Consider the following 13006-nt stretch of genomic DNA (forward strand, 5'->3'; position numbering starts at 1 on the left):
ATGCCCGTTACGATTAAAGACGTGGCCAAGGCTGCTGGTGTTTCGCCTTCAACCGTAACCCGTGTTATTCAAAATAAATCAACCATTAGCGACGAAACGAAAAAACGCGTTCGCAAGGCTATGAAGGAACTCAATTACCACCCCAACCTCAACGCTCGTAGTTTGGTAAGCAGTTATACCCAAGTTATCGGCTTGGTCCTTCCCGACGACTCAGACGCCTTCTATCAAAATCCTTTCTTCCCATCTGTCCTCCGTGGTATTGCCCAAGTCGCTTCTGAAAACCACTATGCTATTCAGATTGCAACAGGGAAAGATGAAAAAGAGCGTCTTAAAGCTATTTCACAGATGGTTTACGGCAAACGTGTGGATGGTTTGATCTTCCTTTATGCCGAAGAGGAAGATCCCTTGGTCAAATTGGTAGCTGAAGAGCAGTTCCCCTTCCTCATTCTAGGAAAATCCATTTCACCCTTTATCCCTCTTGTCGATAATGACAATGTCCAAGCTGGTTTTGATGCAACCGAATATTTCATCAAAAAAGGATGTAAACGAATTGCCTTTATCGGAGGTGCTAAGAAACTTTTCGTTACACAAGACCGTCTAACTGGTTACGAATCTGCGCTCAAGCAATACCAACTGCCTATTGATGGAAATTTAACCTATTTTGCAACGGAGTTCCTAGAAGAAAAAGGGTATCAATTTAGCAAGCTCCTCTTTCAGCATGATCCACAAATCGATGCTATCATCACAACCGATAGTCTCCTAGCTGAAGGGGTCTGTGATTATATCACAAAGCACCAACTGGATGTCCCTGTTCTCAGCTTTGACTCGGTCAATCCCAAGCTCAACTTGGTAGCCTATGTCGATATCAATAGTTTAGAGCTTGGTCGTGTTTCCCTTGAAACTATTCTCCAGATTATTAATGATAATAAAAACAATAAGCAAATTTGTTACCGTCAGTTGATTGCCCACAAAATTATCGAAAAATAAAAACCAGCTCACGCTGGTTTTTTTAGTCATTATACTCAATGAAAATCAAAGAGCAAACTAGGAAGCTAGCCGCAGGTTGCTCAAAGCACAGCTTTGAGGTTGCAGATAAAGCTGACGCGGTTTGAAGAGATTTTCGAAGAGTATTAATTATCTGTTTCAACGAATCGTCCCAGAATATGAACATTCTCCGATACCGATACAAAGGCACTTGGATCGACTTGTTTCATAATGAGTTTAAATTCATTAAACTCTGCACGTGTAATGACAGTGATTAAAACTGCCTTTTTCTCGTGATTATAGGTTCCTTCTGCATCGTGGATCATAGTTGCTCCGCGGTGCAATTTTTTATGGATTTTTTCAATTACCTTGTCTGGATGATTGGTCACAATCATAGCCTGCATCCGTTTTTGCTTGGTAAAGACAGCGTCTGTTACACGGCTAGAGACAAAGATGGTAATCATAGAGTAGAGAGCGTATTTCCAACCAAAGGTCAAACCTGCTATCAGCATGATAGTCCCATTGACCAAGAAAGAAATACTACCGACATTCTTACCCGTTTTCTTGCGAATAGTCAGACTGACAATATCCGTCCCACCACTGGAGATGTTGTTTCGAAGAGCAAAACCAATCCCCAAGCCCATGACAACACCCCCAAAAAGGGCATTGATAATAGGATCCTCAGTCAAAGTCGCTACAGGCACAAACTGAATAAAGAAGGAACTCATGGACACCGTGATAAAGGTAAAAACCGTGAACTTATGCCCAATCTGATACCAAGCTAAAACCATCAAAGGAAAATTAATAGCGTAGAAAGCCAATGAAATTGGAATATGAAAACCAAACCAGTGATTACTCAAGGCAGAGATAATCTGTGCCAGACCTGTCGCACCACTCGAATACACATGTCCTGGTTGGAAAAAGAAATTGACCGCTACTGCTGATAAAAAACCATAGACCAGAGAGGCCGAAATCTTCTCATCATATTTTTCGCGAGAGATGCTTTGTAAGACACGTAAAATTTTTATCTGATGAGCAAAGCGGCGCAGATAATAGCGCCATCGCTTAATTCGTTTTGCTTGTTTCATCTTCTTCTACTTGTAAGCTAAGTTCCTCTAGTTGTTTGAGAGCTACTGTTGAAGGAGCTTGTGTCATTGGGTCACTTGCCTTGTTGTTCTTAGGAAAGGCAATGACTTCACGGATATTTTCTTCTCCTGCTAAAAGCATGACAAATCGGTCAAGCCCGATAGCCAAGCCACCGTGTGGTGGGAAACCATAGTCCATGGCTTCAAGAAGGAAGCCAAACTGGTCATTTGCTTCTTCAGATGAGAAACCAAGAGCCTTGAACATACGTTCTTGAAGATCTTTTTGGTTGATACGAAGGCTACCTCCACCAAGCTCATAACCGTTTAAGACGATATCGTAAGCAATGGCACGAACCTTAGCCAAATCACCTTCTAATTCGTGAGCTGTTTCTTCCTGTGGTAAAGTAAATGGATGGTGGGCGCTCATGTAGCGACCTTCTTCTTCAGACCATTCAAACATTGGCCAGTCAACCACCCAAAGGAAGTTGAATTTATCGTTATCAATCAAACCAAGCTCTTTGGCAATACGTCCACGAAGGGCACCGAGCGTTGCATTGGCCACTTCAAGCGTATCTGCCACAAAGAGAACCAAGTCCTTCTCTTCAAGAGCAAGCGCTGTTGTCAATTCTGCTTGGATGCCTGTCAAGAACTTGGCAACTGGTCCGTTTAATTCTCCATCAACAACCTTGACCCAAGCAAGACCTTTAGCACCGTACTGTTTGGCTACTTCCGTCATCTTGTCAATGTCTTTACGTGAGTAGTTATCTGCTGCGCCTTTGACTACAATTGCTTTTACAGCAGGTGCTTCTGAAAAGACTTTAAAGTCTACACCTTTAACCACTTCTGTCAAGTCCTGAAGCAACATGTCAAAACGAGTATCTGGCTTGTCAGAACCGTACAGAGCCATGGCATCATCGTATTTCATACGAGGGAATGGAAGCGTTACTTCGATTCCTTTTGTTTCTTTCATCACACGCGCAATCAATCCTTCTATGATGTCTTGGATTTCTTGCTCAGTAAGGAAAGACGTTTCCAAGTCGACCTGGGTAAACTCAGGTTGGCGGTCTCCACGCAAGTCCTCATCACGGAAACATTTGACGATTTGGTAATAACGATCAAAACCAGCATTCATCAAGAGCTGCTTAGTGATTTGTGGACTTTGAGGAAGAGCATAGAAATGCCCTTTATTAACACGAGATGGCACCAAATAGTCACGCGCCCCTTCTGGCGTTGACTTAGAAAGGAATGGTGTCTCCACATCGATAAACTCCAACTCATACAAGTAGTTGCGGATAGAGTGGGTTACCTTAGCACGAAGTTTCAGATTTTCCAACATCTCTGGACGACGAAGGTCAAGGTAACGGTAACGCAAACGTGTATCGTCATTAGCCTCAATCCCATCCTTAATCTCAAATGGGGTTGTCTTAGCTGTATTCAGCACTGTCAGAGCTGTCACGTTTAACTCAACTGCACCAGTTGGTAACTTATCATTGGCTTGCTCACGCGCAGCGACCTGACCAGTCACCTCGATAACAAATTCGCTACGAAGGCTTTCAGCTGTTGCCATGACCTCTGCAGAGACTTTTTCAGGGTTGATAACCAGCTGCATGATTCCTTCACGGTCACGAAGGTCGATAAAGATCAAACCACCAAGGTCACGACGACGGCCTACCCATCCTTTCAAGGTAATTTCTTGTCCGATGTGTTCCTCACGAACACGACCAGCATACATACTACGTTTCATTGTTTCTCTCCTCTTTTATTCTGTTACTATTTTACCATAAAAGCGCAGGCTCTTCATGAAAATCATCAGAAAAGTTTGCCTGACTTTAAAAATCAGGTAAAGTCCATAAAAATTAGCACCAATAAAAAATCCGATGAACACTTCACCGGACTCTTTTATTTTGAATTGTTGCCTGCTTTGCGCTTTTCAGCAATTTCGGCTGCCTTTCTCGGCAAGACAATTTCCGTTATGTAAGCTGTCCCAAAGCGCAAGACACCTGCAATAGGGGCAAAGACAACTGCTAGATGACTATAGAAGAAATCGCCCTTAAAGGCATAAGCTAGCGCTCCAATGATGAAAAATAGAACGACTGCTTGAATCACTGCTAATAAAATTACTCGTTTCATGTGACCTCCTGACTCTATTATAGCATGAGAATCATCAAAAAGCCGACTAAATTATTCAAAGCGTGGAGAGAAATACTGTAGACCAGACCTTTTCTGCTAATATAAGCCAAGCCCAAACTAAAACCAAGGCTAAAATAGACAAAAAATTGTTGCACATCACCTGGGAAATGAAATAAGGCAAACAGAAGACTGGATACCAGAAGAAAAATCAGAGTTTGTTTACTACTGTCCTGCTTAGGAAAGAGGTAGCGTGCTAACATCCCTCTAAAGATAAGTTCTTCCGTCAAAGGAGCAAAAATAACGACCGCAAAGAATGAGAAAAGTGGTTGAGACAAGGTCAAGTCTGTCGCTATTTGCTGATTTACTGAAGGATCATTTGGCAAGAAAAACTGGACAACCAGAGATAAGAACCAAACCAAGGCAGGAAGCCAAATAAATCGGTTGAAGCCACTCTTCTCAATACGAACAGGAGCTTTCTGATACCATTTGTAAATGCCGTACACATAAACTCCAGCCAAGGCCACATAGAGCAAGGTCACAGCATAGGGTGAAGCGCCTAAGGCAAGCGACGTAGTCGCGAGCACCTGAATGAAGCCATAGATGAATAAAAAGGATAGAATGGCTAGAAGAAACCAGCCAAGGTTTTTAAGTAGTTTCATAAAGTTCTCCTATTTGAAATAACGTTTTACCATAGGTAACTGCATCACATTGATATAAACATGGATTGCTCCTACAAGCAAGAAAGCTAGTAACTGAATCTCTCCTGTCAAGAAAGAAATGATAAAAAGAAAAATATATAAGGCTGGTAAGACATACTGATTTAATTGGAATAAAATCCGAAAACTCTGTTCCAAATTAGCCTTGCGCTCCCCTTCATCGTAAGAATCGAAATAGTCCAAGACATCCTTTGGCGTAGAGAAAAATGCCAAATCAAACTGACGAACAATCGCAATGGTCTTAAAAAGATATTTTTGAACATTGAAAACCAACACTAATAGCAAAAAAGAAAGAGATAAGGTTAGAAAGCTTCCATTTAGTATAATCACTTCACTTCCTGCAATGAAGAGAGCCAATAAAATTGCTACGTTTGCAATATTAAAAGCAATGGTTCCAAACTCAAGATTACGATACATTTGCACATAATAGGTTTCATTCAGATCATCATCCATTTCCTCTTGATACAAGGAGTGAAATTTTCTGCTTTTCTTTAAGAAATTGAACGTCAAAAGAATGCTAATGAAACCTATCAGTAAACAAATAGCTGATAGCCATGGTATCAAGACTTTTACTTCTAACATAATTCCGTGGGATTCGGCACGTGCTTTAAACATCCCTACAAACATGCCCAAGAAAGCTCCCAAGACAACAGACATTAAAAATAACAATCCATGCTTCTTTTTCATATTCATTCTCCTTATTCACTTGCTAAATTTTTGGATTTCTTTTCAATCCAGTCGATTACTGGTATGAGGGCAAAATAGGCCCAAATAAATTGGTCACTGTAATAGAGATCAAACCATCCTAGATTTGCTCCAATTAGTAGACACACGCTGACTAATAGAGCTATAGCAACTACATAATAGATCACTTTATACTTGTTCATCACTCATCCTCCTCTAAGCGAAATACCGATTCGACTGTTTCGTTGAAAATTTGAGATATTTTCAGGGCAATGATAATGGACGGGGTGTATTCGTCCCGTTCTAGTAGGCTAATGGTCTGCCTGGAAACTCCTGCCAGTTTGGCTAGGTCGGTTTGATTGAGACCATCGCGAGCTCGAAGCTCTTTTAGACGATTTTTTAGTTGCATGTTACACACCTACTTTCCGTCAAATTCAACAGTTTGGATATCCTCAATGCGTTGTAGTTTGAATTTTTCTTTTCCTTTTTTATCAACACGACGTAGCTTGACCCATTCCTCATCAACATCCACAACTTCCCAGTTATCTGTTCCAAAAACTTGTCCAACGATTGTCGGTGTTTTCCCAATCAATTCTTTTAAAATTCTTGACATTTCTTTATTTCCTTTCTGTTTTTGCTCAATTCTTTTGATTTTATTCTCTAGTTTCTTGACCTTTTGGGAATGGTAGATATAATACATAATCACAAGAGGTACAAATCCTAATGCCCACATAATCGTTCCTTGCTCCTTTTCTCTTAACTTGCTTACATTGTAACACATCTTTTTCTTTTTGACAATCATATTTGTCAAAAAGTCTATGATTTTTGTCATTTTGCAAAAGAAAAAGGTCAGGAGTAAGTTCCTGACCAGTTTATCTATCATTAAAAGCCTAATTTTTCAAAGATTTCTGAGAAGTTTTGGCTCATTGCCTCAAGTGACACTTGAACTTCTTCTCGAGTTTGGTTGTTCTTAACTGTCACTTGTCCGCTTTCGACTTCACTCTCTCCTAAGGTGATGAGGGTCTTAGCCGCAAAGACATCGGCTGACTTGAACTGAGCTTTGAGCTTACGATTGAGGTAATCACGCTCTGCTTTGAATCCTTGTTGGCGAAGGGCTTGCACCAACTCCAAGGCCTTGACATTTGCTCCATCTCCCAAGACTGCGATATAGACATCTAGGGTGTTTTCGATAGGGAGAGACACACCTTGCTTTTCAAGAATGAGAAGCAGACGCTCTGCACCAAGTCCAAAACCAAATCCAGCAGTTTCAGGGCCACCAAAGTAAGCAACCAAGCCATCGTAACGACCACCCGCACAGACTGTCAAGTCATTGCCCTCAATCTCAGTGATAAACTCGAAAATCGTGTGGTTGTAGTAGTCCAGACCACGCACCATATTGGTATCGATGATATAGTCTACTCCAAGATTTTCCAACATCTGACGCACAGCATCAAAATGAGCTTGACTTTCTTCATCAAGGAAGTCCAAGATAGAAGGCGCATTCTCTACTGCTACCTTGTCTTCTTTTTCCTTAGAGTCCAAGACACGGAGAGGATTTTCCTCCAAGCGACGTTGGCTATCCTTAGACAAGGTTTCCTTGAGCGGTGTCAAATAGTCAATCAAGGCTTGACGGTAAGCCGCACGGCTCTCAGGATTTCCAAGAGTGTTGAGGTGCAACTTTACACCTTGGATACCAATTTCTTTCAAGAAATGAGCTGCCATAGCGATGGTTTCCACATCGGTAGCTGGATTGCTAGAGCCAAAACACTCAACACCAATCTGGTGGAACTGGCGTAAACGCCCTGCCTGTGGACGCTCATAACGGAACATAGGTCCCATGTAGTAGAACTTGCTTGGCTTTTGCACTTCTGGAGCGAAAAGTTTATTTTCCACATAGGAACGGACAACGGGCGCAGTTCCTTCTGGACGGAGGGTAATATGGCGGTCACCCTTGTCATAAAAATCGTACATTTCCTTTGTTACGATATCCGTCGTATCTCCGACAGAGCGACTGATGACCTCGTAATGCTCGAAAATAGGCGTGCGCACTTCTGCATAGTTATAGCGCTTGAAAATCTCACGGGCAAAGCCCTCAACGTACTGCCACTTGGCAGATTCAGCAGGTAAAATATCCTGCGTTCCTTTTGGTTTTTGTAATTTCATAGGGAATCCTCTTTAAACTTAATAGTCTTATTTTACCATAAATAGAAGGATTAAAACAGTAAGAAAAAAATCAGGATTTAGATATCATTTTTGAGATTAAGACCTGTCAAAAGAATAGCCAGCAAGGAAAAACCAACAAATAGCATCCAAGTCAACTGTATATTCCATACGGCTATAAGTGAAAAACAAGCTGTTCCCACAGGTACGGATAAGGTAAACAATAAACCTAAAAAATTACTGGTACGAGCTAGAACCTCTGGAGCTAGATTTTTCATGAGCATGGCACTAATCTTTGGTGAAACTTTGCCAGACACATACAGAGTTAAAAAGAGAAATAGCAAACCAAGCACGACTTGATTGAATACGTTAGCCAAACCAATTAGAGTGAGCCCTACGGTAGCCCACATCATCAATCTAGGCAAGGACTGCTTCCCAAAATAATCATTGCCCGTAAGGCTACTAATGATGATTGCTAACAAAGCACAGAATTGACTGATAAATAATGCCTCTGTATAAGAAAAATTCAAGAGAGAATGGCTCAAAAAGAAGATATTGTAGATGCCTCCTAAGGAACCACCCAAGGCATTGATAAGTAAGACAGCAAAGATCATGAATCCAAAGTTTTTCTGTCCACCTTTAAGAAAAACGAGACGTAAATTTCGGTAAATTGTTAGGAACTGATCTTTGATAGAAAGCTTCTCATTTTTCAGTGATTCACCATCAGCAGATGAAATTGACAGGCTCAATTTGCTTTTTCCTAAAAAGAGAACAGAAGCTGATACGAGGAAAAAACAGGCATTGATTCCCGCAACGAGAGAAAAATTGTTGACCGATAGACCTAAGAGCCAGACTCCAAAAGCTTGACCACCAATAGCTGAAATATAGGTGATGAACTGGGAAAAAGAGTAAGCCTCCATCAAATCATCTTCAGCTACTTTTTCCTTAATAAGAGGCATGCGCAAACCACCAGCAAAATCACTGATAACATCACTAATGACATTGATTAAACACAGGCTAGAAAAGGCAAAGAGACTAGCTTGCTGGACAACTAGGGCTGCTAGAAAAAATAAAACCGCCTGAAAGAAACCGCTATAGACCATCCATTTGACCTTGTCCCTCGTGTAATCTGCCCGAATCCCTACAAAAACTGTAAAGAGAGTCGGAAGAATCATGACAATATTCGCCATAGCAACAGCAAAGGAGGCCTGTGGCAAGGTCGATGCATAGACGATAAATACCAGGTTAAAAATTGAAGCACCAAAAGCATTGAAGAAGCGTGACAAAGTCAAGAGACGATAAGCTTGATTTCTGAACAATAGTTTCATAGGTAATCTCCCTTCTTGTTCGAAGTTTTATGTGAAGTATGACTATAGTATAGCACTTGGAAATTCTAGAGGAAAAACTTTTGAATATATGCAACAAACAAAATGAGCAAAAAGAAACGATAGAATCTCTCCAGTGACATGAGAGGGGTCAATAGTTCTATCGCTTAAAATTTTAAATTATTTCCTTGGTTTGCAGATATTCAAGAATCGGTCGTATTTCTATAGTAATCGGCAGATTTATTACAGCCAAGCATCTCAAAAATACGGACAGCATCTTCCATCTTTTTCTGGCCTTGCTTAACTCTACCTTGCTTGCTATCAAGGAGACCCTCTGCCCACAAATAGACAGTTCGGAAATAGGTTTCATTTTCATTGTAGAAATGCTCTTCGATAACACGTTTAAAATAATAGGCATTGGTAAATTCTTCACACTCAATGCTGGCTAAAAAGCCATTCAATAGTATCGTATGAAAAAGGTTTCGATTGCCAGACATTTCCATTAGAAAATCAGATTTACGTACCATCTCTCTAACATACCTTGTGAAAAGAGAAACAGATAAAAATGGTGAACTGACTGAAAATAAATTGAGTTCATAGATTCCCCAAATCTCGGTAGAAAACAAATAATCATGAAGGACTTTCCCTTCCTCTGCTGTTAACTCTACCCTTTCATCCATGCTCTTCATATAAGATTTGATAAGAATGGCATTTAGAATATGTTTCTGTTTGTTTTGAGAACGGGCATGCTTTTGATACTCCTTGCGATACAAGTCTTCAAGAGGTGCTATATTCTTTGGATCCAAGACATCTATGATTTCTTTTCTCAGCTTTGAATCTGTATCATACTGGAACCCTCTCGCCAGAAAAAGGATTTCCTCCACACTGGCAGATATATTTCCCAGAGCAAATAGAAACTTTTCCACCGAAAGTTCACTCTGACCAGTTTCAAAGCGGGATAACATGGACGGCGAAAATTGTCCCCCAGTTGCTTGTCTCAGCGAGATATGTCTTGACTCTCGTAGTTGTCTAAAGACTTTTCCAATCTGCTCCATAAACTTCCCCTTGATTCCCTGTTTTCTTTATATTATCATATTTTTTCAGAAAAATCATCAAAAACTTGCCAAATTGTCAGAATTATGAGAAAATAGAGGATATTTATCACGTGGAGGGACTGTAATGAGAGAGGATATCAAAATCAATGACCGCGCTTTGGCCTTACAAGACCAAATTATCGAAAAACTAGAGAAGATTTTTGACACAGATGTGGAATTGGATGTTTACAATCTAGGGTTGATTTATGAAATCAATCTGGACGAAACAGGCCTCTGCAAGATTGTCATGACCTTCACCGATACTGCCTGCGATTGCGCCGAAAGCCTGCCTATCGAAATCGTGGCAGGTCTCAAACAAATCGAGGGGATTGAAGATGTCAAGGTTGAAGTTACCTGGTCGCCTGCCTGGAAGATTACACGAATCAGTCGCTACGGCCGCATTGCCCTTGGACTGCCACCTCGTTAAGCAGGCAAATCACTTTTGAAGATGAAAAAAAGCAAGCCGAAGATGGCTTGCTTTTTGAGTTTATTTTTTACCTGACTTGTCCATATTCCAGAAGTCTGTCACGGCTCCGCGTGAAGCAGATGATACGATGTGGGCATATTTACCGAGGACACCACGACTGTAAAGTGGTGGCAAGGTTGTTTCTGCCTTGCGTTTTTCAAGTTCTTCTTCGGATACGGCCATAGAAATTTCTTTAGTATCTTGGTCAACCGTAACGATATCGCCTGTACGAAGGTAGGCAATCGGTCCACCATCCTGAGCTTCAGGAGCAATATGTCCGACAACAAGACCATAAGTACCACCAGAGAAACGGCCATCCGTCAAGAGGGCAACCTTGTCTCCTTGACCTTTACCAACGATCATTGAAGAAAGTGACAGCATCTCAGGCATACCAGGACCACCCTTAGGCCCAACGAAACGAACAACGACTACATCGCCATCAACGATTTCATCTGTCAGAACAGCCTGAATAGCATCTTCTTCTGAGTCAAAGACCTTAGCTGGCCCAACGTGACGACGTACTTTAACACCTGATACTTTAGCAACCGCACCATCAGGGGCAAGGTTCCCGTTCAAGATGATAAGCGGACCGTCTGCACGTTTTGGATTTTCAAGTGGCATAATGACTTTTTGACCTGGTGTGAGGTCTGCAAAATCAGCCAAATTCTCAGCAACTGTCTTACCAGTACATGTGATGCGGTCTCCATGAAGGAAGCCATTCGCCAAGAGATATTTCATAACCGCAGGGACACCACCGACTTCGTAGAGATCTTGGAAGACATACTGACCAGAAGGTTTCAAGTCGGCCAAGTGAGGCACACGTTCTTGGATCGTATTGAAGTCCTCAAGTGACAAGTCAACATTTGCGGCATGGGCAATGGCAAGCAAGTGAAGAGTGGCATTTGTAGAACCACCAAGAGCCATAGTTACAGTGATAGCATCTTCAAAGGCTTCACGAGTCAAGATGTCTGATGGTTTGAGACCAAGCTCCAGCATCTTAACAACAGCTCGTCCTGCCGCTTCGATATCTTCTTTCTTATCAGCTGATTCAGCTGGGTGAGAGGATGAACCTGGCAAACTCATACCGAGAACTTCAATAGCAGTCGCCATGGTATTAGCAGTGTACATACCACCACAGCCACCAGGGCCAGGGCAGGCATTACATTCGAGACGCTTCACATCCTCAGCTGTCATATCACCATGGTTCCATTTTCCGATACCCTCAAAAACAGAAACCAAGTCGATGTCTTTGCCATCAAGATTTCCCGGTGCAATGGTTCCACCATAGGCGAAAATAGCTGGGATATCCATATTGGCAATGGCAATCATAGAACCAGGCATGTTCTTGTCACAGCCACCGATAGCGACAAAGGCATCCACGTTGTGACCACCCATAGCTGCCTCGATAGAGTCCGCGATGATATCACGAGATGTCAAAGAGAAACGCATACCAGGCGTTCCCATGGCAATTCCGTCCGCTACCGTGATAGTCCCAAACTGCACAGGCCAAGCACCTGCAGATTTGACACCTTCTTTGGCTAATTTCCCAAAATCATGCAAGTGAATGTTACATGGTGTATTTTCCGCCCAAGTCGAAATCACTCCCACAATCGGTGTTTCAAAGTCCTTATCTGTCATACCAGTCGCACGAAGCATGGCACGGTTTGGTGATTTTACCATGCTGTCATAAATGCTACTGCGGTGACGTTTATCTAATTCAGTCATTTGTTCCCTCCCATTTCAGTTTTTACTATTATAGCACATTTTAAAAGCAATGAACAGAAGAAAATTCTTGAATTTTCAGAAAATTTCGATTAATTTGGTTAAATGGCTTCTATTTTTTTCATCTTTTTTTGTCAAGTAACTTTACTTTACAAAAAAAATGTGTTATTCTAATATGGTTGATGAAAATCAGTAGATTGAATCGAATATAAATACCTAAAGGAGAAATCAAAATGGCAGTACCTGCACGTCGCACTTCAAAAGCGAAGAAAAACAAACGTCGTACACACTACAAAGTAACAGCTCCATCTGTAAACTTTGACGAAACTACTGGAGATTACTCACGTTCTCACCGTGTATCACTTAAAGGATACTACAAAGGACGTAAAATCGCTAAAGCTGCATCAGCTGAATAATAGAAGGGAGATACCATGCGCGTAAATATTACACTTGAACACAAAGAATCTGGTGAACGCTTGTACCTTACTTCTAAAAACAAACGTAACACTCCAGACCGTCTTCAATTGAAGAAATACTCACCAAAACTTCGCAAACACGTTGTGTTTACAGAAGTTAAGTAAGCATTCAATACGAATCAATACAGAAGAAAAACGCTGATTTTGAACTGCACCCCAAAAGT

16 protein-coding genes are annotated in these 13006 nt (G+C 41.4%); 4 read left to right on the top strand and 12 right to left on the bottom strand.

The features are described 5' to 3' along the window. Positions 1–987: a LacI family DNA-binding transcriptional regulator gene (locus HT734_RS07185; RefSeq protein ID WP_049550595.1), complete on the top strand. Its 987-nt coding sequence runs from the start codon at positions 1–3 to the stop codon at positions 985–987. Between the two features lie 143 nt (positions 988–1130). On the opposite strand, the gene HT734_RS07190 is transcribed toward HT734_RS07185, so the two are convergent. The 11 genes from HT734_RS07190 to HT734_RS07240 form a co-directional block, all read right to left on the bottom strand. Further along, on the bottom strand, positions 1131–2072 hold the full coding sequence (locus HT734_RS07190; RefSeq protein ID WP_173277307.1) for a YitT family protein: 942 nt from the start codon (positions 2070–2072) through the stop codon (positions 1131–1133). After that, on the bottom strand, positions 2050–3813 hold the full coding sequence (gene aspS, locus HT734_RS07195) for an aspartate--tRNA ligase (protein WP_173277305.1): 1764 nt from the start codon (positions 3811–3813) through the stop codon (positions 2050–2052). Before aspS ends, HT734_RS07190 begins: the two co-directional genes overlap by 23 nt. Before the next feature lie 155 nt (positions 3814–3968). Then, positions 3969–4199 (bottom strand): hypothetical protein, encoded by a 231-nt coding sequence (locus HT734_RS07200; protein ID WP_173277304.1) that lies wholly within the window; start codon positions 4197–4199, stop codon positions 3969–3971. A gap of 17 nt (positions 4200–4216) precedes the next feature. After that, positions 4217–4858: a type II CAAX endopeptidase family protein gene (locus HT734_RS07205; protein WP_173277302.1), complete on the bottom strand. Its 642-nt coding sequence runs from the start codon at positions 4856–4858 to the stop codon at positions 4217–4219. A gap of 9 nt (positions 4859–4867) precedes the next feature. Continuing rightward, positions 4868–5608 carry a DUF3169 family protein gene (locus tag HT734_RS07210; protein WP_173277300.1) on the bottom strand — a complete coding sequence of 247 codons (741 nt, stop codon included), beginning with the start codon at positions 5606–5608 and terminating at the stop codon, positions 4868–4870. 5 nt (positions 5609–5613) lie between these two features. After that, positions 5614–5802 (bottom strand): hypothetical protein, encoded by a 189-nt coding sequence (locus HT734_RS07215; RefSeq protein ID WP_173277298.1) that lies wholly within the window; start codon positions 5800–5802, stop codon positions 5614–5616. After that, positions 5802–6008 carry a helix-turn-helix transcriptional regulator gene (locus HT734_RS07220; RefSeq protein WP_001176227.1) on the bottom strand — a complete coding sequence of 69 codons (207 nt, stop codon included), beginning with the start codon at positions 6006–6008 and terminating at the stop codon, positions 5802–5804. The genes HT734_RS07215 and HT734_RS07220 overlap by 1 nt, the downstream gene beginning before the upstream one ends. 9 nt (positions 6009–6017) lie before the next feature. Then, complete coding sequence (locus HT734_RS07225) at positions 6018–6482, bottom strand: hypothetical protein (RefSeq protein ID WP_173277297.1); 465 nt, start codon at positions 6480–6482, stop codon at positions 6018–6020. Continuing rightward, a complete protein-coding gene (hisS, locus tag HT734_RS07230) occupies positions 6482–7762 on the bottom strand; it encodes a histidine--tRNA ligase (RefSeq protein WP_173277295.1) in 1281 nt (426 codons plus the stop codon). The genes HT734_RS07225 and hisS overlap by 1 nt, the downstream gene beginning before the upstream one ends. A 77-nt stretch (positions 7763–7839) precedes the next feature. Then, positions 7840–9087 carry a transporter gene (locus HT734_RS07235; RefSeq protein ID WP_173277293.1) on the bottom strand — a complete coding sequence of 416 codons (1248 nt, stop codon included), beginning with the start codon at positions 9085–9087 and terminating at the stop codon, positions 7840–7842. Between the two features lie 200 nt (positions 9088–9287). Next, positions 9288–10139: an Rgg/GadR/MutR family transcriptional regulator gene (locus HT734_RS07240; RefSeq protein WP_173277291.1), complete on the bottom strand. Its 852-nt coding sequence runs from the start codon at positions 10137–10139 to the stop codon at positions 9288–9290. 124 nt (positions 10140–10263) lie between these two features. On the opposite strand from HT734_RS07240, the gene HT734_RS07245 reads away from it, so the two are divergent. Continuing rightward, positions 10264–10605: a metal-sulfur cluster assembly factor gene (locus HT734_RS07245; protein WP_173277288.1), complete on the top strand. Its 342-nt coding sequence runs from the start codon at positions 10264–10266 to the stop codon at positions 10603–10605. 60 nt (positions 10606–10665) lie between these two features. Here HT734_RS07245 and ilvD read toward each other — a convergent pair whose 3' ends face one another. Continuing rightward, the gene (ilvD, locus tag HT734_RS07250) at positions 10666–12369 is read right to left on the bottom strand and encodes a dihydroxy-acid dehydratase (protein ID WP_000137343.1); all 1704 of its coding nucleotides are present in this window, start codon (positions 12367–12369) and stop codon (positions 10666–10668) included. A 230-nt stretch (positions 12370–12599) separates the two neighbouring features. Here ilvD and rpmF point away from each other — a divergent pair, with 230 nt between their 5' ends. Beyond that, positions 12600–12782: a 50S ribosomal protein L32 gene (rpmF, locus tag HT734_RS07255; protein ID WP_000290417.1), complete on the top strand. Its 183-nt coding sequence runs from the start codon at positions 12600–12602 to the stop codon at positions 12780–12782. 15 nt (positions 12783–12797) lie between these two features. Beyond that, the gene (gene rpmG / locus HT734_RS07260; RefSeq protein WP_001265622.1) at positions 12798–12947 is read left to right on the top strand and encodes a 50S ribosomal protein L33; all 150 of its coding nucleotides are present in this window, start codon (positions 12798–12800) and stop codon (positions 12945–12947) included. Positions 12948–13006: the final 59 nt, after the last annotated feature.

Origin of the sequence: Streptococcus sp. k-90 (genome assembly GCF_013277565.1) — a bacterium.
Taxonomy (GTDB): Bacteria; Bacillota; Bacilli; order Lactobacillales; family Streptococcaceae; genus Streptococcus.